This is a genomic window from Ewingella sp. CoE-038-23, from assembly GCF_040419245.1.
Classification (GTDB): Bacteria; Pseudomonadota; Gammaproteobacteria; order Enterobacterales; family Enterobacteriaceae; genus Ewingella; species Ewingella allii.
In genome coordinates this window covers 2,301,160-2,321,022 of record NZ_JAZHOH010000001.1, presented here as the reverse complement: position 1 = coordinate 2,321,022, position 19,863 = coordinate 2,301,160, and the positions used below count along the sequence as shown (strand labels likewise).

Genomic DNA, 19,863 nt, shown 5'->3' with positions numbered 1-19,863 from the left:
TCCAAACAAAAACCCCACGCATCTGCATGGGGTTTCTTTAACACAACTTATAGTCTCTACAACCCGAATTTTGGCTTAGACGTTAAACAAGAAGTTCATCACGTCGCCATCTTTCACGATGTACTCTTTACCTTCTGAACGCATTTTGCCGGCTTCTTTCGCGCCTTGTTCACCTTTGTAGGTGATGAAGTCTTCGAAAGCGATGGTTTGGGCGCGGATAAAGCCTTTCTCGAAGTCGGTGTGGATTTTACCGGCTGCCTGTGGGGCAGTGGCGCCGACAGGGATGGTCCATGCGCGGACTTCTTTCACGCCTGCGGTGAAGTAAGTTTGCAGGTTCAGCAGCTCATAACCGGCGCGGATCACGCGGTTCAGGCCCGGCTCTTCCAGACCCAGCTCGGCCATGAACTCATCACGATCAGCGTCGTCCAACTCGGCGATATCAGATTCAACCGCGGCGCAGACTGCCACTACGACAGAGCCTTCAGCAGCGGCGATTTTGCGAACGGTGTCGAGGTACGGGTTATTTTCAAAACCGTCTTCGTTAACGTTAGCGATATACATAGTTGGTTTTAGCGTCAGGAAGCTCAGGTAGCGGATCGCCGCTTTATCTTCGTCAGTCAGATCTAGCGCACGCAGCATGCCAGCTTCGGAAAGCTGTGGCAGGCATTTTTCCAGCGCAGCCAGTTCGGCTTTTGCGTCTTTATCGCCGCCTTTAGCACGTTTCTGCACGCGGTGGATCGCACGCTCACAGGTGTCGAGGTCGGACAGGGCCAGCTCAGTGTTGATGACATCAATGTCTTCCGCCGGGTCGACTTTGTTGTTCACGTGAATGATGTTGTCATTCTCGAAACAGCGCACAACGTGGCCGATAGCTTCGGTTTCACGGATGTTGGTCAGGAACTGGTTACCCAGGCCTTCACCTTTAGACGCGCCTTTCACCAGACCGGCGATATCAACGAATTCCATGGTAGTAGGCAGAATGCGCTGCGGTTTTACGATCTCAGCTAGTTGGTCAAGACGTGAATCAGGCATTGGCACCACGCCAGTGTTAGGCTCGATAGTGCAGAACGGGAAGTTCGCCGCCTCGATGCCCGCTTTAGTCAGCGCGTTGAACAATGTAGATTTACCGACGTTCGGCAGGCCCACGATACCGCATTTGAATCCCATGTTGTTATCACCTTAATATCTTAATTATCAAGCAATTAACTTTAATCGCACGATGTAATGACCGTTATGCCCGCCATTATACACAGAATGCCGATCTCCGGCATCCTTCGCACCGTCTCTGCGTTGGCGCCTTCACTTATCTCAGACTCTAACCTGTATTTGAGATTAAAAATCTTGCCAGTATTCCGATCATTTTAGATACTGATCACAATGTTTTAACCGACCGGAAACGCGCCAGATGTCTTTCTTGCCTACGCCACCTTGAGTTTTTCCCTTCCGTAAACGGTTTTCACCGTGCTTTTTGCCGCGCTTTGCCACTGTGTGAAGCCTTCTGCGGCACGCGTTTCTCCGTCTGCGAGAAATGGTTTCTATTGATAAAAAGTGAATAACATCATGTTTAACCTGAAAGATTTCAGGATTTCTGACGTCAAGAATGAAGTTCTGGCGGGATTTGTTGTCGCGGTTTCGATGATCCCCGAAGCCGTAGGTTTTTCGCTGGTGGCCGGTCTGTCACCCATTGTCGGCTTGCACACGGCTTTCATTATTGGCTTAGTCACGGCGCTATTTGGCGGCAAGCCGGGCATGGTCTCCGGCGCGGCGGGCTCGATTGTGGTGGTGTTGATGAGCCTCGCGGCACAGCACGGCATGGGCTACGTGCTGTGGGCGACGATATTTGCCGGGATAATTCAGATCCTGATCGGCGTTTTCCGTTTGGGGAAATTTATCCGTCTGGTGCCTCTTCCGGCTATTCACGGCTTTGTGAACGGTCTGGCGATCGTCATCATGCTGGCGCAACTGCACATGATTGCCGGGCAGGGGCCGCTGATGTACGGGCTGGTGCTGCTGGCGATTCTGGTGGTGGTGCTCTTCCCAAAACTGACCCGCGTTATTCCTTCTTCGCTGGCCGCCCTGATAGTGGTGGCGGCGGTGGCGATTGGCTTTAATCTGCATACGCTGCGAGTCGGAGATTTGGCGGATATCTCCGGCGCTTTGCCTCACTTCAGCCTGCCGGTTGCGCCGTTTAACCTTGAGATGCTGAAGGTGGTGCTGCCTTACGCGGTGGTGATCGCGCTGGTCGGCCTGATTGAATCCCTGCTGACCATGACCGTGCTGGACGAAATGGGGAATAAGAAGGGTAATGGCAATCGCGAAAGCATCGCGCAGGGCGCGGGAAACACCATTTGCGGGCTTTTTGGCTGCTTCGCCGGTTGCGCGATGATTGGACAGTCAATTATCAACTTTACCTCGGGCGGGCGCGGGCGCATTTCAGGCGTGGTCGGGGCTATTTTGCTGATTTTATTTGTGATTAGCCTGTCGGGTTACATCGGTCTGTTGCCGGTAGCGGCGCTGGCAGGGATCATGTTGGTAGTGTGTTACAACACCTTTGAGTGGAGTTCGCTGCGCAGGCTGCGACGCATGCCAAAGGCCGACGCGCTGGTGATGGTGATTGTTACCTTAATCACTATTTTCACCGATCTGGCCGTGGCGGTGATCAGTGGAGTAATTATCTCCGCGCTGGTCTTCGCCTGGCAGCAGGCGCGTATCCGCATTCGTGAACATAAAACCAAGGGCGATCTGGCGATTTATAAGCTTGAAGGGCCACTGTTCTTTGGCTCCTCGGCCAGCTTTGGCGAGTTATTTGAGCCGATGAACGATCCGCAAAACGTAGTGTTGGACTTTGCCGCAACGCGAGTGATGGACTCCAGCGGCGTTGAGGCGATTGATAAACTGACCGCGCGCTATCTCGAGGCGGGCAAGTCGATTCGGCTGCGCCACCTCAGTGATGACTGCGTGAGCCTGCTGAAAAAGGCTGGTCCGTTCTGTAGCCACGAGCTGGATGACCCGCAGTATTACGTCGCGGAAGACAATCTGTGAAGGCAGTCAGGCAATCTGAATAAGAAAAGGCGCGAATTTCGCGCCTTTTTGCTTTTAATAGAGTTTTAACTGAGTTACGGCTGGGCTTTAAAACTGTGCAGACGCTGGATGGTTTTCTCTAAACCTTCTTTCATTAGCATCTCGGTACAGCGTAGCGACTCGTCGATGGCGTCATCAATCAGCTTCTGCTCGCTGGCCGGGGGCTTGCCGAGAACAAATCCCACCACCTTATTTTTATCGCCCGGATGACCAATACCAATGCGCAGGCGATAGAAATTAGGGTTGTTCCCCAGCTTGCTCTGAATATCTTTCAGGCCGTTGTGGCCGCCGTTGCCGCCGCCCAGTTTGATTTTCGCCAAGCCCGGCGGGATGTCTAACTCGTCGTGGGCTACCAAAATCTCATTCGGCTCGACGCGATAAAAATTCGCCATCGCCAGCACGGCCTTGCCGCTGAGATTCATAAAGGTCGTCGGCACTAAAAGACGAACATCCTGGCCCGCCAGCGACAAACGCGCGGTGTAGCCGTAGAACTTACTCTCTTCTTTAAGCTGCTGATTATGCTGGCGCGCCAACAGGTCCACATACCAGGCTCCGGCGTTGTGCCGCGTTTGGGCGTATTCGGCGCCAGGGTTGGCCAGACCCACAATTAATTTAATGCTGCTCACGTTGGTTTCGCTTCTTCATGAGGTGACGATCAGGGCGTTAGTTTACCCGCGTGAGGCAGTTGTGCCAAACCTGCGGAGGGGAATTTCAGGATAATGATTTTAAAGGTGAATAGTTGAGCAAGAAAACCATTCACCCTTCAAATGAAAGTGACAACAAAACGTAAAGATTTGTCATGCTATGTTCTCTGTCTGTGATCGTTGCCGCAAAGTAAAACCCACCCGACGACTACACTTTGAGCTAGGAAAACAGAAATAGACCTGTTCAATTGATGGATTACTGGAGGTGACATATGAAACGTAAAACCGCAACAGTATTAGGTAACGTGCTGATGGGGCTTGGTCTGGTCACTATGGTCGGCGGGGTTGGATACTCCATTCTGAATCAGATGCCGAGTCTGAATTTACCGCAATTTTTAGCCCATGGCGCAATAGCCAGCATCTTTATTGGTGCGATTTTATGGCTAGCAGGGGCGCGAATCGGTGGCCGTGAACGCGTTGCCGACCGTTATTTTTGGGTTCGTCATTATGATGCTCGCTGCCGCAAGAATCATCGTCATTCTTAACAATAGGCGATTAACAACCTATAGTTTTACGATCGGCTAAAGAAAAACCCGTTATTGCGCGAACAATAACGGGTTTTTTATGCTCGCTAATCAGCCCCTTCCGCAAGCAGAAGGGAACCAGATTAATGTTCGAACATCGCAGAGATAGACTCTTCGTTGCTGATGCGACGAATCGCTTCAGCCAGCATACCTGATAGAGTCAGAGTACGAACTTTCTTCAGTGCGCGAATTTCTGGAGACAGCGGAATGGTGTCACAGACAATCACTTCATCAATCACGGAGTTCTTGATGTTCTCGACGGCATTGCCAGAGAAGATTGGGTGCGTGGCATAAGCGAAAACGCGCTTAGCACCGCGCTCTTTCAAGGCTTCAGCGGCTTTACACAGCGTGCCGCCGGTGTCGATCATGTCGTCAACCAGCACGCAGTCACGGCCAGCAACGTCACCGATGATGTGCATCACCTGAGAAACGTTAGCGCGTGGGCGGCGTTTGTCGATGATAGCCATGTCAGTGTCGTTGAGCAGTTTTGCCACGGCGCGAGCACGGACAACACCACCAATATCTGGGGAAACCACGATTGGGTTTTCCAGATTCTGTTGCAGCATATCTTCCAGCAGAATCGGGCTACCGAACACGTTATCAACCGGTACGTCGAAGAAGCCCTGGATCTGTTCGGCGTGTAAATCTACGGTAAGAACGCGGTCAACACCGACGCTAGAAAGGAAGTCTGCAACCACTTTGGCGGTGATTGGCACACGGGCTGAACGCACCCGGCGATCTTGACGTGCATAACCAAAATAAGGGATGACCGCAGTGATACGGCCGGCGGAAGCGCGGCGTAAGGCATCAACCATCACGACCAGTTCCATCAGGTTATCGTTAGTAGGTGCGCAGGTGGACTGGATAATGAAAATATCTCCGCCACGTACATTTTCGTTGATTTGCACACTTACTTCACCGTCGCTAAAACGACTGACGGCGGCGTCACCAAGGCTGGTGTATAAACGGTTGGCAATACGTTGTGCTAGTTCCGGGGTGGCGTTACCAGCAAAAAGCTTCATATCAGGCACGAGAAGAACCTCAGGCTTGCGTCCAGGGAAGACATTGGCTTATGGCACCACCGGGCGGTGAGCGATGCCACAGCATTATGCTTACGAGAAAAAATACTTCGGTACATCTTTACAACCAATACTACGGAAATCTTGGCTCTGTTACAGAGTGAGAGGCTGGCAAAGAACAGACACGGGAAACGGGACCGTGACGCTCTACGCTTTGCCTGCTGCTCTCAGCCATTCTTCGCGGAAACGGTGCAGGGGAGAGACGTTGACGCCCTTAGCTACAAACCCGGTGACCGACGATGGAATCTGATTCAAAACCTGACGGGCTTCATGCTCGGTCGCAAATTCGGCGAAAACGCAAGCACCCGTGCCCGTCATACGTGACGGCGCGTATTCTAACAGCCAAGAAACAAGCTGTTCAACCTCGCAAAAACGTTTTATCGCAATCGGTTGGCAATCATTTGTCCACGCTGTGCTTAAAAGCACATTTATCGGCCGTTTTGGCGTGTCGCGGGTTAACTCAGGATCGCCAAAAATCATCGGGGTCGGGATATGCACGCCCGGGTGGGCCACTAAATACCATTTTTCCTCAGGCGCGACGGGTTGCAGTATCTCGCCAATGCCTTCGGCAAAGGCGGCATGGCCCATCACGAACACCGGAACATCTGCGCCTAAGGTGACGCCTAACGCGGCCAGTTGTTCATCTGACAGGCCGCACTCCCACAGGGCATTCAGTGCTACCAATACCGTCGCGGCATTAGAGGAACCCCCGCCCAGTCCGCCGCCCATCGGGATGCGTTTGATGAGCGAAATGTCCGCGCCAAGCGAGCAGTTTGCGTGACGTTGTAACAAACGCGCGGCGCGAACCACCAAATTATCTTCGTCCGCGACGCCCTCGACGGGGGTAGTGAGGACAATTCGCCCGTCGTTGCGCGGCACGAAAGAGAGGCTGTCGCCATAATCGACAAACTGAAACAGGGTTTGCAGTTCGTGATAACCGTTGGCGCGCTGGCCGGTGATATAAAGGAATAAATTGAGTTTAGCCGGAGAAGGCCACAATTGCGTCATCTCAGTTTAAGGTCCAGCTGTCCATTTTCAATTTGATGCGCTGGTCGCCTTCGGTCAGTTCCAGGCGATTCGGCAATGATGGGATCATATCGTCGCTGTAGCTCTGATACACCACGGTGCCTTGCTGGCCGTGTTGGCTGTAGTTAACTTTGGACAGGCGGTACTGGCTGTCGAGGGTGAAATCACTCTCATCGCCCGGCAGGCCCAGCATCCACAGACGCAGGTTAGCCAGCGGAATCGACATGCCGGTCAGCTTCTGAATCATCTCATCAGGATTATTACTGGTGTACTTCTTGCCTTCATTATTAGTCAACTGGGCGACGCCGCTTTGGACTTTCAGCTCCATCTCGGTGCTGCCAAGTGGGTTGGTCAACAACAGGCGGTAGTTGTCACGCGTGTATTGCTGCCAGAAGAAGCGGGCATAAACTTTTTGTTTATCCGAGATATAGGCGAAGGAGCCACGCGTTTGATAGTGCTCTAATTGCTTGATTTGCGCCTCATGCTCACGCCACTGAGGGGAAGTCGGACTGGTCGCCGGACCCTTAGGAGCATTGATGGAACAGGCGGCAAGCACCAGGCTTGCAAGAGGAAGAAGACGAACTAAATGAGCTTTACGCATTGGCATAACAGATTAAATCCTTGGGTGCTGAGGCAAAATGCCTGGGCAAATTCGGCGATGGTCAGTTTAGCATACTGACGTCGAGCACGTTAGCCACTGAGAAAGGCCGCAATTGTTTCAAGAAAAAAGAGTAGCCCTTGATAGATCATGGCTATCATTGATATTGAAGTACGCAGTGAGGAGATCCAGTAAGCTCGAAGTCATCGAAATCGTCTGTTGCTTCAACAACTTTAACGGATAATGCTGCTTTGCTTTTATTGATCCGGCTCATCTTGTAGAATGCGCCACAGACGTAAACCCATACCAACATAAGTATTACTCGAAAAACGCTTCCTTATGACCCTGCTTGCATTAGGTATCAATCACAAAACCGCACCGGTTTCTTTGCGTGAACGGGTAACTTTTTCTCCCGAGACCATTGAACAGGCGCTCTCTAGTCTGCTCCAGCAACCCCTGGTGCAGGGCGGTGTCGTGTTGTCCACCTGTAACCGAACTGAGCTTTATCTCAGCGTGGAACAGCAGGAAAATCTTCAGGAACAGTTGGTTAAATGGTTATGTGATTATCACCATCTCAGTGCCGATGAAGTGCGTAAAAGCCTTTATTGGCATCAGGATAACGCCGCCGTCAGTCATCTTATGCGCGTGGCCAGCGGCCTTGATTCGCTGGTCGTCGGCGAGCCGCAAATTCTCGGTCAGGTGAAAAAAGCCTTCGCCGAGTCCCAACACGGGCAGGCGGTTTCGGGTGAACTTGAGCGCCTGTTCCAAAAATCCTTCTCCGTCGCCAAGCGCGTACGCACTGAAACCGATATAGGTGCCAGCGCGGTTTCCGTGGCTTTCGCAGCTTGTACTCTGGCTCGGCAGATTTTCGAATCCTTGTCTGACGTCAGCGTATTGCTGGTGGGCGCGGGGGAAACTATCGAGCTGGTGGCGCGCCATCTGCGTGAGCACAAAGTTCGCCACATGATGATTGCTAACCGTACCCGCGAACGGGCACAGGTGCTGGCAAGCGAAGTGGGCGCTGAAGTGATCACGCTGCAAGATATTGACGCGCGTCTGGCCGATGCCGACATTATTATCAGCTCCACCGCCAGCCCGCTGCCGATCATCGGTAAAGGCATGGTGGAACGCGCGCTGAAAGCTCGCCGCAACCAGCCGATGCTGATGGTAGATATCGCCGTGCCGCGTGATATCGAGCCTGAAGTGGGCAAACTCGCCAACGCCTACCTTTATAGCGTTGATGATCTGCACAGCATTATTCAAAACAATATGGCTCAACGTAAGGCCGCCGCCGTGCAGGCGGAATCTATCGTTGAGCAAGAAAGTTCTAATTTCATGGCGTGGCTGCGATCGCAGGGCGCGGTGGAAATTATTCGTGATTACCGTTCCCGTGCGGATCTCGTCCGTGCCGAAGCAGAAGCCAAAGCGCTGGCTGCCATTGCTCAGGGAGCAGATGTTTCTGCCGTTATTCACGAATTAGCACACAAACTGACTAACCGTCTTATTCACGCACCCACCCGTTCCCTGCAGCAGGCCGCCAGCGATGGCGATGTCGAGCGCTTGCAAATTTTACGCGACAGCCTCGGGCTGGATCAGCAATAGTTCCTATTTATTACAGGGTTAAACACCACGCATGAAGCCTTCTATTGTTGCCAAACTGGAAGTGTTACAAGAGCGCCATGAAGAAGTGCAGGCGATGCTCGGCGACGCTACTGTTATTGCCGACCAAGAAAAATTCCGCAACCTCTCCCGCGAATATGCTCAGTTGAGCGATGTCTCTGCCTGTTTTCTGACCTGGCGTCAGGCGCAGGAAGATTTGGCCGCGGCCGAAGAGATGCTCGATGACCCAGAGATGCGCGAAATGGCGCAGGATGAAATCAAAACCTGCAAAGCCACGCTGGAAGAGTTAGAGCAGAAGCTGCAATTGCTGCTGCTGCCAAAAGATCCCGATGACGAACGCAGCTGCTTCCTTGAAATTCGCGCCGGAACCGGCGGCGACGAGGCGGCAATTTTCGCCGGTGATCTGTTCCGCATGTACAGCCGTTACGCCGAAACTCGCCGCTGGCGCGTTGAAATCGTCAGCGCTAACGAAGGTGAGCACGGCGGCTTCAAAGAAGTGATCGCCAAGGTGTCAGGCGAGGGTGCCTACGGCCAGCTGAAGTTTGAGTCTGGCGGCCACCGCGTGCAGCGCGTGCCGGAAACCGAGTCGCAGGGGCGTATTCACACCTCGGCCTGTACCGTCGCCGTGATGCCAGAAATTCCAGAGGCCGAATTGCCAGAAATTAACGCCGGTGATTTGAAAATTGATACCTTCCGCTCCTCGGGCGCGGGTGGTCAGCACGTTAACACCACCGACTCGGCCATTCGTATCACCCACTTGCCAACTGGCATCGTGGTTGAGTGTCAGGATGAGCGTTCACAGCATAAGAACAAAGCCAAGGCGATGTCGGTGCTGGGCGCGCGTATTCGCGCGGCTGAAATGGCTAAACGCCACGCAGAAGAGGCGTCAACCCGCCGCAACCTGCTGGGCAGCGGCGACCGCTCCGATCGTAACCGCACCTATAACTTCCCGCAGGGCCGCGTGACCGACCACCGCATCAACCTGACGATTTACCGTCTGGATGAAGTGATGGAAGGCAAGCTGGACGCGCTGATCCAGCCGATTGTGCAGGAGTATCAGGCAGACCAGCTTGCTGCGTTGTCCGAGCAGGAATAATGGATTTTCAACATTGGTTGCATGACGCCACCCGTCGCCTGTCGGCGGGTGAAAGCCCCAAGCGCGATGCAGAAATTCTGCTCGGGTTCGTCACCGGCCGGTCGCGTACTTTTATTATGGCCTTTGGCGAAACGCCGCTGACGGCCAGCGAACTTGAACAGTTAGAGGCTCTGCTGGCGCGACGTGAGCAGGGCGAGCCGGTGGCCTATCTGGTCGGCGAGCGTGAGTTTTGGTCTTTGCCTCTCTCTGTTTCACCCGCCACGCTCATCCCCCGCCCCGATACTGAATGTCTGGTTGAACAGGCATTGCTGCGTTTGCCGCCTTCGCCGCAAAAGGTGTTGGATTTGGGAACCGGCACCGGAGCCGTGGCCTTGGCGATTGCCAGCGAACGCCCGGATTGCCAGCTCATCGGCGTTGATTTACAGCCCGAAGCCGTCAAGTTGGCCCAGCATAATGCGCAAAAGCTGGCGCTCGCCAATGCCAATTTCGTGCAGGGCAGCTGGTTTGCTCCCGTCGCGGGCCAGCAGTTTGCCGTCATCGTCAGTAACCCTCCTTATATTGATTCTGCCGACCCACACCTGGCTGAAGGCGATGTGCGCTTCGAACCTGCCAGTGCGCTGGTGGCGGACAACGCCGGACTTGCCGACTTACAGACTCTCATTGAGCAAGCGCCGCAGCATTTATTAGCCGGCGGCTGGCTATTATTGGAGCACGGCTGGCAGCAGGCGAAAGACGTCCAACAGCTGTTTCGTCAGGCGGGCTACCATCAGGTCGCCACGGTGAAAGATTACGGCGGCAATGACCGCGTCAGTCTCGGGCAGTGGCAGGGAGCGTAATGGCTCTTGCTGCTTCATTGCCTGCCCGTAACCCTTAATACACAAGGAAGTAAAATGTCTGCTTTTATGGCTTTTAAATACCTGCATATTGCCACCGTCATAGTGAGTATTTTTCTGTTTGTATTGCGCTTTTTTTGGAAATCGACAGGTTCTGCTATGCTGCAACAGCGTTGGGTGAAAATCACGCCTCACGCGGTGGATACGCTTTTGCTGGTGAGCGGCATTGCGCTGCTGATCATTGCCCGACTTTATCCATTCAGCCCGCAGACTCCTTGGCTGACTGAAAAGCTTTTTGGCGTTATCATCTATATCGCATTGGGGTTTGTTGCACTCAGTAAACGGCCACGTCGGCAAACCACTCGGTGGATTGCGTTTATTCTGGCAATAGGATGCTTAGCCTTGATCGTTAAGCTCGCCTTGACACAAATACCGCTGCTATTGGGATAACTATGAGTACCATTGCTGATTTCGAATTTAACGCCGCGCCGCTCAGCGCCGGTGTCATTCTGGTCACTCAGGCCATCCGCTATGATTTCAACGCGGATGACGTCAGTCGCCAGTTACAGTCGCTGGTTGAGGAGGCTCGCCGGGCTATCCCGGAAGATCTCAATCAGGATCAGCAGCTTGAAGTGTTAATTGAGTTGTTTTATCGCACCTGGGGCTTTGGCGGCGCGGGGGGCATCTATCGCCTGTCAGACGCCATCTGGCTCGACAAAGTACTAGCTTCGCGCCAGGGCACGCCAGTTTCGCTCGGGGTTATTTTCCTGCACATCGCCCACCAGTTGGACTTGCCGCTGATGCCGGTGATTTTCCCGACTCAGCTGATTATGCGTGCCGACTGGCTCGACGAAGAGATGTGGCTGATTAACCCGATTAACGGCGACACGCTGAGCGAACATATTCTGCATGTCTGGCTGAAGGGCAATCTGGGCGTCACCGCCGAGATTGAAGATGATGATTTGGAAGAGGCGGAAAATAACGTCATCGTCCGAAGAATGCTCGACACGCTAAAAGCCGCGCTGATGGAAGAGAAGCAGATGGAGATGGCCCTGCGCGCCAGCGAAACCCTGCTGGAGTTCGATCCAGATGATCCTTACGAAATTCGTGACCGCGGTTTGATCTACGCCCATTTGGATTGCAATCATGTCGCGCTCTCTGATTTGAATTACTTCGTCGAGCAGTGTCCTGAAGACCCGATTTCCGAAGTGATTAAAGTGCAAATCCACGCGATTGAGCACAAGCAAGTTACCTTGCACTGAGTTAGAATTAGCCGCAGAAAATTAAATAGGCATTTAAATACAGTGCATTACCTGTACAACTGCCCCTGATAGACAATCAATAAGGCCAAAGCATGAAACAAAAAGTGGTTAGCATTAAAGATATCAACGTCGCCAATGACCTGCCATTTGTACTGTTCGGCGGTATGAACGTGCTGGAATCCCGCGATATGGCGATGCGCGTCTGCGAACACTACGTGACCGTGACCCAGAAACTGGGCATCCCTTACGTGTTCAAAGCCTCTTTTGATAAAGCCAACCGCTCATCTATTCATTCTTACCGTGGCCCAGGTCTGGACGAAGGGATGAAGATTTTCCAAGACCTGAAGCAAGCCTTCGGCGTGAAAATCATCACCGACGTCCACGAAAGCTGGCAGGCACAGCCGGTTTCTGAAGTGGTTGACGTGATCCAACTGCCAGCCTTCTTGGCTCGCCAAACTGACCTGGTTGAAGCTATGGCGAAGACCGGCGCCGTGATTAACGTGAAAAAGCCACAGTTCGTCAGCCCGGGCCAGATGGGCAATATCGTTGAGAAGTTCAAAGAAGGCGGCAACGATCAGGTGATTCTGTGCGACCGCGGCAGTAACTTTGGTTATGACAACTTGGTGGTCGACATGCTGGGTATCAACGTGATGATCAACGCCACTGGCGGCCATCCGGTGATTTTCGACGTGACTCACGCCCTGCAAACTCGCGACCCGTTCGGCGCAGCCTCTGGCGGCCGTCGTGCTCAGGTAGCAGAACTGGCGCGTGCTGGCATGGCAGTAGGTCTGGCCGGTCTGTTCATTGAAGCTCATGAAGATCCGGCTAACGCCAAGTGTGACGGCCCGTCTGCGCTGCCATTGGCTAAATTGGAGCCGTTCCTAGTTCAGATGAAAGCCATTGATGATCTGGTGAAAAGCTTCCCGGCTCTGGATACCAGCAAGTAAGATTCTGTAGTACGGCGAGCTTATTGCCAGACACCAGATAAAAAAGGCGCCTCTGCAAACAGGGCGCCTTTTTGCTTTTCAGCCTTGATGCATTCTAAATATCTGGCTGGCTCGCGGCCTGAGCATCGGCCAGCGTGCTGTAGAAACTTAAACGCTGCTCGATAGGTTTGACGCCCGCGCGCGCCAGCGTTTTCAAAGGCTGGAAGGGAATATCGGTTATCACCAGCTCGACGTTCTCCGGCAACTCGTCAATGAAGTGTTGCAGGGCGCTCAGCCCGCCCGCGTCGAGGATTGCCACGCGGTCCCATACCAGAATAATGCGTTTGGCCTGCGAGGTGCGGGCTGAAAGCTCGCCAAACACTCGCTCGGCGGCGGCAAAGAACAGCGGGCCGTTGACTCGCCAGACGGCCTCATCGGCGGCGAAATCTCCGGCCACTTCGCTCAGGCGGGTCATCTTGGCGATGCGGCGCATAAACAGCAGCGATGCCAGCACAATCCCCGCTGTAATGGCGATCACCATGTCGAACAGCACGGTGAGGCTCATGCAGGTCAGCATCACCAGAATGTCGTCTTTGGGCGCGCGACGCAGCAGGTTGACCACTTTATGGGCTTCGCTCATGTTCCACGCCACCATTAGCAGCAGCGCCGCCATGGCCGCCAGCGGCAGCCATGAGAGCAGCGGAGCGAGCATCAGTAGCGCCAGAAGCACCAACAGCGAGTGAATGACGGCAGACACCGGAGAGGTCGCTCCGGCGCGCACGTTGGCGGCGGAGCGGGCAATCGCCGCCGTGGCGGTAATGCCGCCAAAAAACGGCGTCACGATGTTGCCAATCCCCTGACCGATCAGCTCATTGTTGGAATGATGCTTTTTGCCGGTCATGCCGTCGAGCACTACCGCGCACAGCAGGGATTCAATTGCCCCCAGCATCGCCATAGAAAACGCGGCGGGCAGAAGTGCCTGTACTAAGTCGAGGCTAAAACCTGAGCCGCCGCCGGTGGCTGCCCAAGGCAGGGTAAATTGCGGCAAAATTGCCGGAATGCCGCTGCCCTGCGAGCCGTCGGGAAGCAGGTAGTGGAAGCGCGAGCCGATGGTCGCCACTGAATGGCCGGTTTGCATAAATATCGCCATCACGGCGCAGCCCGCCAGCAGGGCCGGGAGATGGCCGGGCAACTTCAAGCCAAGCTTCGGCCAGAAAATCAGTACCGCCAGCGTCACGACGCCAATCGCGGCGTCGCCTATATCAAAGCTTGGTAAGGCCTGAACCAGCACCAGCAGCTTGCTGAGATAGTGTTCCGGCATGGCATCCACGCTCAAACCGAAAAAGTCCTTAATCTGCATGGTGGCGATGGTGATACCAATCCCTGAAGTAAATCCGAGCGTCACCGGCAGCGGAATATATTCTATCAGCCGCCCAAGGCGTAACACGCCCATTAGCACCAGCATCAGCCCGGACATTAATGTCGCCAGCAGCAGGCCGGATAAGCCATATTGTTGGGAAACCGGGTAGAGGATCACCACGAAGGCCGCCGTCGGCCCCGAGACGCTAAACCGCGAGCCGCCGCAGATGGCAATGATGATCCCGGCGACGGCGGCGGTATAAAGGCCGTTTTGCGGCGGTACGCCGCTGCCGATAGCCAGCGCCATAGCCAGCGGGATGGCGATGATGCCGACGGTGACCCCGGCAATAGCATCCTTGAGCAGACGCTGGGCAGTGTATTTCTCGTTAACGCAGGCGTCTTTTAAGGCGCTAAACAGGCGAAGAGGGCGATTGGCAGAAGTATGCATAACAGCGGGCGTCCATGGCGATGAGGATATTAAGGCGGGAAACAACCCCGTCATCGGCTAAGCAGTAAAGATACGCTCTTTTTCTGTAACAGTTATAGATGCAAATCAAGGACAAGACGGGTGACAAGCTGGATAGTATCCGCCGATTTTTGTGAGAAAAGTGCCGCTATCGACATAATTTCGGTACGGGGATATCAGCAAACTAAGAGTTCATCTATATTCAAGATAAGTCCTTATTTCTCTGGGTTTATTATTCAGGAAGCGTGATTCCCAATGCCCGATTTTACCTCCTTAGGGAAATTATATGCTGACGTTTGCGTCACTTACGCCACGCTATCCGTCGGCTATTTTATCCTCAGCCGCAGTGAGCCTTTCACTTCCTACGGCGACATCTGGAAACGCATCGTTTTTGGCCTGATGGCCGGCGTCGCGGCGCTATTTCTTTCCCAGGATCGGCTGATCCTCAACGATAATGTCTATTACAGCTTCGAAATGCTGCCGATGATTTTGGTGACCTTTTTTGGTGGCTGGCTCAGCGGGCTGTCGTGCTATCTCTTGCTGTTTGCGCTTAACGGCGGCTATTCGCTCAATAATCTGCTGATTGGCTGCATTATGCTCGGACTGTTTTTATTCCGCGTATGGCGCAAGCGCCAGCATCGGGTGTTTTATATCACTTTGCTGCTGGTGGGGCTGGGACGAATTGCGTTGGTATCGAGCCTTTATGGTTCGGTGGTGCCGTGGGCGACGCTGGTGCTTTATCAACTGGTCACCGCGAGCTGCATGATCCTGTGCTATCACGCCCTGAATTTTAAAGAAATCTACATGAAAAAGGTGTTCGCCATTCGGGTGAAGGCCGCCACCGACCCTCTGACACAAATCAGCAACCGCGCCAGTCTGGATTATCGGCTCTCGGTTCAACAGAGCCGTCGCCAAAGCTGTGGGCTGATCATCATTGATATTGATAATTTTAAGCGGGTGAATGATACCCATGGTCATTTGATTGGCGACCGGGTGCTGAGTGAAGTCGGGCGCGTGCTGCGCAATGTCACCCGCAGCAAAGATTTTGCCGGACGCTACGGTGGCGAAGAGTTTTTGGTGATCACCGCCGCCTATCAGCCCGAGGCGGTACTGGCAATCGCCGAGCGGCTACGTCAGGAAATCGAGCTTAATCTGATGATGCTGGAAGATGGCAGTCCGCTGAAGGTCACCGCCTCGCTCGGCGTGTCACTGTATCTGCCGGGGATGCAAATTCGCAAAGCCATAAAACTGGCGGATGAAGCCCTGTATAAAGCCAAGCATCAGGGGAAGAATCAGGTGGTCGCCAGCTCTATTTTGCAGTTGGCGCAATTGGGGGATAGGGAGGTTTGAAAAGCAAACGGCGGGTGATTACGCTATAGCCAAGGTGATCAGGGGTGCACTCGGGCCGTCCATGGCCCTCGCCCTGCGGGCAGCCTTCGGCTGTGCAAATTGGCTGTGCAGCAAAACTGCAGGGGAGAGTACGCTGAAAGCTCGGTGCTAAGGGGTGCACTCGGGCCGTCCATGGCCCTCGCCCTGCGGGCAGCCTTCGGCTGTGCAAACTGGCTATCCTGCCAGTTTGTCGAACCGAAGGGTTTTCACCGAGCCGCCCTCAGCTGAATAAATGAAAAAGGGCCCTGATTTTCATCAGGGCCCTTTTTCATTTATTTGGCGGTGAGAGAGGGGTTCGAACCCTCGATACGCGTTAGCGTATACACACTTTCCAGGCGTGCTCCTTCAGCCACTCAGACACCTCACCGTAGTCGTTACATCGCTGTGCGGTGCAACGGGGCGCTACTATAGGGAGAGCAGGTCAAAGGGTCAAGCATAATTTGCCGGATTAGGTTTGGATGGTTAAGACGTGGGCAATGTGGGCGGTGCAAAGGCAAAAGAGGGGGAGAGTACGCTAGATGATCGGTGCTCAGGGGTGCACTCGGGCCGTCCATGGCCCTCGCCCTACGGGCAGCCTGCGGCTGTGCAAATTGGCTATCCTGCCAAACGGAGGGGAGAGTACGCTGTAAGATCGGTGCTCAGGGGTGCACTCGGGCCGTCCATGGCCCTCGCCCTGCGGGCAGCCTGCGGCTGTGCAAATTGGCTATCCTGCCAATTTGTCGAACATAGGGTTCTCACCGGGCCGCTCCCAACGAATAAAAGCAAAAGGGGCTTGGATTTTCATCCAAGCCCCTTTTGCTTTTATTTGGCGGTGAGAGAGGGGTTCGAACCCTCGATACGCGTTAGCGTATACACACTTTCCAGGCGTGCTCCTTCAGCCACTCAGACACCTCACCGTAAGTCATTCCACGCCGTAGCGCTGCTGACCGGCGCTAATGTAGGGAAAAGCACCCTCAGCGTCAACACTCTTTTGCAGGAAAGCGATCGTTTACTCAAAGTTAGAGCAATTTGCTGATTTACAGAGCAAAAGTACCCTTAAGCGGCCGCAAAAGCCCAATTATTAATCTTGCTTATGATGCGCGATGGGTCATTAGCTATGCTTCGTAGCAGAACAATTATCAGGCAAACGATTTTAACACCAAGTAAATAACAAAATTATGTTGGGAAAAAACGCGGTGACGGGAGTATAACAACGGCCCTATCGGGTTATTGCCATATAAAAACCAGCTGTATGAGGGTTCTGGCAGATCTAACTTCTATCAGTACATTCAGTACATTTTTTGTAAGACGGGGTCAAATTTGAGTCAGTTCGAACACGCGGCGTCGCCGCAGCAGCCGCACCGGTCGAAGATACCGGCAGGCTCAGGGGCTTTATTCTTCATCCAGACCTTTGCCACACTCGGCTTTGCCGTGCTGTATTCCACGCTGGTGCTGTACGCCACAAAACGCCTTGGCTTTAGCGAAGGCAATGCCAACGCCATCATGGGCGTGTTCGGCGCATTTAACTATGGTCTGCACATGTTTGGCGGCTACCTCGGCGGGCGCTACCTGAGTAACCGTAACCTGTTCGTGCTGGGCATGGTGCTGCAAGTCTTCGGCTGTGGCCTTATCGCCATGGAAGGGGTAGAAGGGCTGTATTGGGGGCTGGCCATGTTCCTCACCGGCAGCGGGCTGAACGTTACCTGCCTGAACATGATGCTGACTCAGCGCTTTGCGCCAGAAGATGACCGCCGTGAATCCGCCTTCCTGTGGAACTACGCCGGGATGAACCTTGGCTTCTTCATTGGTTTCGCCGTGGCGGGTTACTACCAGCTGACTGAAAACTATAAGTCGCTGTTCCTGTTCGCCACCTTGGGCAACGTGCTGGCGATTATCGTCACGCTTTATTACTGGCGAATTCTGGCCGACATCAGCACGCCGCTGCGCGAAGCGAGCCGCAGCGTGTTTATGCGCCGCATGGTGATTGGCTTGGCCGTGCTGGTGGTGCTGGTGCCGATTATCCGCGTGTTGCTGACTCATGCCGAGTTCAGCAGCTACTTCGTGGTGGTGCTGGGCATTATCATCTTTGCCGCCATGGCCTTGCTGACTTTCCGTCATCGCGAACATGATGAACGCCGCCGCATGAAGGCTTACCTGATTCTGGCTCTCGGCTCGCTGGTGTTCTGGACGCTTTACCAACTGGCGCCTATGGGCCTGATGCTGTTCTCTGAGAACAATATCAACCTGAATGTGTATGGTTTCCAAGTCGCACCTCAGTGGATCCAAGACATCAATACCGTGGTGATTGTGGTCGGCGGCCCATTGATGGCGCTGTGGTTCAAAAAGCTGCGCCAGCGCGGCTGGAACCTCGACATTCCGCTGCAATTCTCCGCTTCTCTGTTCTGTATCGGTCTGGGGATGCTGGTTCTGCCGTGGGGAATTAGTCTGGCGGGCGGTGACGGCCTGGTGGCCTTTAAATGGATTGTGATTAGCTACGTTCTGCAAAGTATCGGCGAGCTGCTTATCTCGCCAATCGGCTACGCGATGATTGGCAAACTGGCTCCGGCGCGCTATCAGGGCGTGATGATGGGCTGCTGGATGATGGTGACCGGCGTGGCCTCGGTGCTGGCAAGTTACGTCTCTGGGCTAATGCCTGAAAACACCGGCAGCACGGCGGCGCTGACCAACCCGGGTTACAGCTCGGTGTTTAGCGTGCTGGGTTGGGGCTCTGTCGCCACCGGCGTGGTGCTCATCGTGCTGATCCCACTGCTACGCCGCCTGATCCAACGCGTTCCGGCGTAATTTGCAGTAGTTATTCATCAAATCAATTGATGCCAACAGGCTCCGAATATCGGGGCCTGTTCTTTTTTGTCTCTATGGGTTGCATCCTGATGATATTCGGGGAAATCTATCAGGGCTTAGGAGGCAACCATGATGAATATAATTTTTTACCACCCTACATTTGATTCGAAACAATGGATTGACGGAATAAGTAACAGACTGCCACAAGCTAAGGTTCGCGCCTGGCACCGTGGTGACGACCAACCCGCAGACTACGCCCTGGTCTGGCAACCCCCTCATGAAATGCTGGCTCCGCGCACCCAGCTAAAAGGCATTTTTGCCCTCGGTGCCGGTGTGGATGCCATACTGATGCAAGAGCAGCGTAATCCGGGCACACTGCCTGCGGGCGTGCCGCTGCTGCGTTTGGAAGATACCGGCATGTCGCTGCAAATGCAGGAGTACACGCTGGCCGCCGTGCTGCGCTATTTCCGCCGAATGGACGAATACCAGCTGTTCCAGCAGCAAAAGCAGTGGCGTCCGCTGGCTCCCCATGAGCATCAGAACTTCACTATCGGTATTCTGGGCGCGGGGGTGTTGGGCCAAAGCGTGGCCGAGAAGCTGGTAGAGATGAACTTCCAAGTGCGCAGCTGGAGCCGCAGCCCGAAAAACATCGTCGGAGTGCAGAGCTTCGCGGGGGATGACCAGCTGGATGAATTCACCACCGGCTGCAAACTGTTGATCAACCTGCTGCCGAACACGCCACAGACCGTCGGCATCTTGAATAAAAACCTGTTTGCCACGTTACGCCCGCAGGCATATTTGATTAATATTGCTCGCGGAATGCATCTGGTAGAAGGTGATCTGCTGCGCGCCCTCGACGCCGGCCAAATTGCCGCCGCCACCCTCGACGTGTTTGTCGAGGAGCCGTTGCCGGGCATGCACCCATTTTGGTCACATCCGCGTGTTAGCATCACGCCTCACATCGCCGCCAACACCTTACCCGAACAGGCGATGGACAATATCGTGGCCAATATATTGGCGCTTGAGGAAGGGCGAACGCCGACCGGGCTGGTGGATTTGCAGCGCGGATACTGATGGCCGTCGCGCATCCGACTCAAACCGCCCGCTACCTGTTACACC

The 19,863-nt window shown here is 54.1% G+C and carries 17 protein-coding genes and 2 tRNA genes; 11 read left to right on the top strand and 8 right to left on the bottom strand.

Annotated elements, in window-relative coordinates; genetic code table 11:
• Window positions 1-75: 75 nt before the first annotated feature.
• Complete coding sequence (ychF, locus tag V2154_RS10900; RefSeq protein ID WP_353502263.1) at window positions 76-1,167, bottom strand: redox-regulated ATPase YchF; 1,092 nt, start codon at window positions 1,165-1,167, stop codon at window positions 76-78.
• Between the two features lie 393 nt (window positions 1,168-1,560).
• Here ychF and V2154_RS10895 point away from each other — a divergent pair, with 393 nt between their 5' ends.
• Complete coding sequence (locus V2154_RS10895; RefSeq protein ID WP_353502262.1) at window positions 1,561-3,042, top strand: SulP family inorganic anion transporter; 1,482 nt, start codon at window positions 1,561-1,563, stop codon at window positions 3,040-3,042.
• A 74-nt stretch (window positions 3,043-3,116) separates the two neighbouring features.
• On the opposite strand, the gene pth is transcribed toward V2154_RS10895, so the two are convergent.
• Entirely contained in the window at window positions 3,117-3,707 is a 591-nt protein-coding gene (pth, locus tag V2154_RS10890; protein ID WP_353502261.1) for an aminoacyl-tRNA hydrolase, read from the bottom strand.
• 290 nt (window positions 3,708-3,997) lie between these two features.
• On the opposite strand from pth, the gene ychH reads away from it, so the two are divergent.
• Entirely contained in the window at window positions 3,998-4,270 is a 273-nt protein-coding gene (gene ychH / locus V2154_RS10885) for a stress-induced protein YchH (RefSeq protein WP_353502260.1), read from the top strand.
• 122 nt (window positions 4,271-4,392) lie between these two features.
• Here the strand turns inward: ychH and prs are convergent, their stop codons facing one another.
• The 3 genes from prs to lolB all read right to left on the bottom strand — a co-directional run bounded on the left by prs (window position 4,393) and on the right by lolB (window position 7,021).
• On the bottom strand, window positions 4,393-5,340 hold the full coding sequence (prs, locus tag V2154_RS10880; RefSeq protein ID WP_034790822.1) for a ribose-phosphate diphosphokinase: 948 nt from the start codon (window positions 5,338-5,340) through the stop codon (window positions 4,393-4,395).
• Between the two features lie 195 nt (window positions 5,341-5,535).
• Complete coding sequence (gene ispE, locus V2154_RS10875; protein WP_353502259.1) at window positions 5,536-6,396, bottom strand: 4-(cytidine 5'-diphospho)-2-C-methyl-D-erythritol kinase; 861 nt, start codon at window positions 6,394-6,396, stop codon at window positions 5,536-5,538.
• A 1-nt stretch (window position 6,397) separates the two neighbouring features.
• Window positions 6,398-7,021 carry a lipoprotein insertase outer membrane protein LolB gene (gene lolB, locus V2154_RS10870; protein ID WP_353502258.1) on the bottom strand — a complete coding sequence of 208 codons (624 nt, stop codon included), beginning with the start codon at window positions 7,019-7,021 and terminating at the stop codon, window positions 6,398-6,400.
• Window positions 7,022-7,351: 330 nt separating this feature from the next.
• Between lolB and hemA the strand changes: the two genes are divergently transcribed.
• The 6 genes from hemA (at window position 7,352) to kdsA (ending at window position 12,770) form a co-directional block, all read left to right on the top strand.
• Window positions 7,352-8,614, top strand: coding sequence for a glutamyl-tRNA reductase (hemA, locus tag V2154_RS10865; protein WP_353502257.1), 1,263 nt, complete (start codon window positions 7,352-7,354; stop codon window positions 8,612-8,614).
• 31 nt (window positions 8,615-8,645) lie between these two features.
• The gene (prfA, locus tag V2154_RS10860) at window positions 8,646-9,728 is read left to right on the top strand and encodes a peptide chain release factor 1 (RefSeq protein ID WP_353502256.1); all 1,083 of its coding nucleotides are present in this window, start codon (window positions 8,646-8,648) and stop codon (window positions 9,726-9,728) included.
• Window positions 9,728-10,564 carry a peptide chain release factor N(5)-glutamine methyltransferase gene (gene prmC, locus V2154_RS10855; protein ID WP_353502255.1) on the top strand — a complete coding sequence of 279 codons (837 nt, stop codon included), beginning with the start codon at window positions 9,728-9,730 and terminating at the stop codon, window positions 10,562-10,564. The genes prfA and prmC overlap by 1 nt, the downstream gene beginning before the upstream one ends.
• A 54-nt stretch (window positions 10,565-10,618) precedes the next feature.
• The gene (locus V2154_RS10850) at window positions 10,619-11,011 is read left to right on the top strand and encodes a SirB2 family protein (RefSeq protein ID WP_353502254.1); all 393 of its coding nucleotides are present in this window, start codon (window positions 10,619-10,621) and stop codon (window positions 11,009-11,011) included.
• 2 nt (window positions 11,012-11,013) lie between these two features.
• Complete coding sequence (gene sirB1, locus V2154_RS10845) at window positions 11,014-11,823, top strand: invasion regulator SirB1 (RefSeq protein ID WP_353502253.1); 810 nt, start codon at window positions 11,014-11,016, stop codon at window positions 11,821-11,823.
• 92 nt (window positions 11,824-11,915) lie between these two features.
• Window positions 11,916-12,770, top strand: coding sequence for a 3-deoxy-8-phosphooctulonate synthase (gene kdsA, locus V2154_RS10840; RefSeq protein ID WP_034790806.1), 855 nt, complete (start codon window positions 11,916-11,918; stop codon window positions 12,768-12,770).
• A gap of 94 nt (window positions 12,771-12,864) precedes the next feature.
• Here the strand turns inward: kdsA and dauA are convergent, their stop codons facing one another.
• Window positions 12,865-14,556, bottom strand: a complete 1,692-nt coding sequence (gene dauA / locus V2154_RS10835) for a C4-dicarboxylic acid transporter DauA (protein WP_353502252.1) — start codon at window positions 14,554-14,556, stop codon at window positions 12,865-12,867.
• A 273-nt stretch (window positions 14,557-14,829) separates the two neighbouring features.
• Between dauA and V2154_RS10830 the strand changes: the two genes are divergently transcribed.
• Window positions 14,830-15,924, top strand: a complete 1,095-nt coding sequence (locus V2154_RS10830) for a GGDEF domain-containing protein (RefSeq protein WP_353502251.1) — start codon at window positions 14,830-14,832, stop codon at window positions 15,922-15,924.
• Window positions 15,925-16,240: 316 nt separating this feature from the next.
• Here the strand turns inward: V2154_RS10830 and V2154_RS10825 are convergent.
• Window positions 16,241-16,330: transfer RNA gene (locus V2154_RS10825), tRNA-Ser, on the bottom strand.
• A gap of 439 nt (window positions 16,331-16,769) precedes the next feature.
• Window positions 16,770-16,859: transfer RNA gene (locus V2154_RS10820), tRNA-Ser, on the bottom strand.
• A gap of 403 nt (window positions 16,860-17,262) precedes the next feature.
• Between V2154_RS10820 and V2154_RS10815 the strand changes: the two genes are divergently transcribed.
• Entirely contained in the window at window positions 17,263-18,744 is a 1,482-nt protein-coding gene (locus tag V2154_RS10815; RefSeq protein WP_353502250.1) for a peptide MFS transporter, read from the top strand.
• 132 nt (window positions 18,745-18,876) lie between these two features.
• Entirely contained in the window at window positions 18,877-19,818 is a 942-nt protein-coding gene (gene ghrA, locus V2154_RS10810) for a glyoxylate/hydroxypyruvate reductase GhrA (RefSeq protein WP_353503978.1), read from the top strand.
• Window positions 19,819-19,863 lie beyond the last annotated feature (45 nt).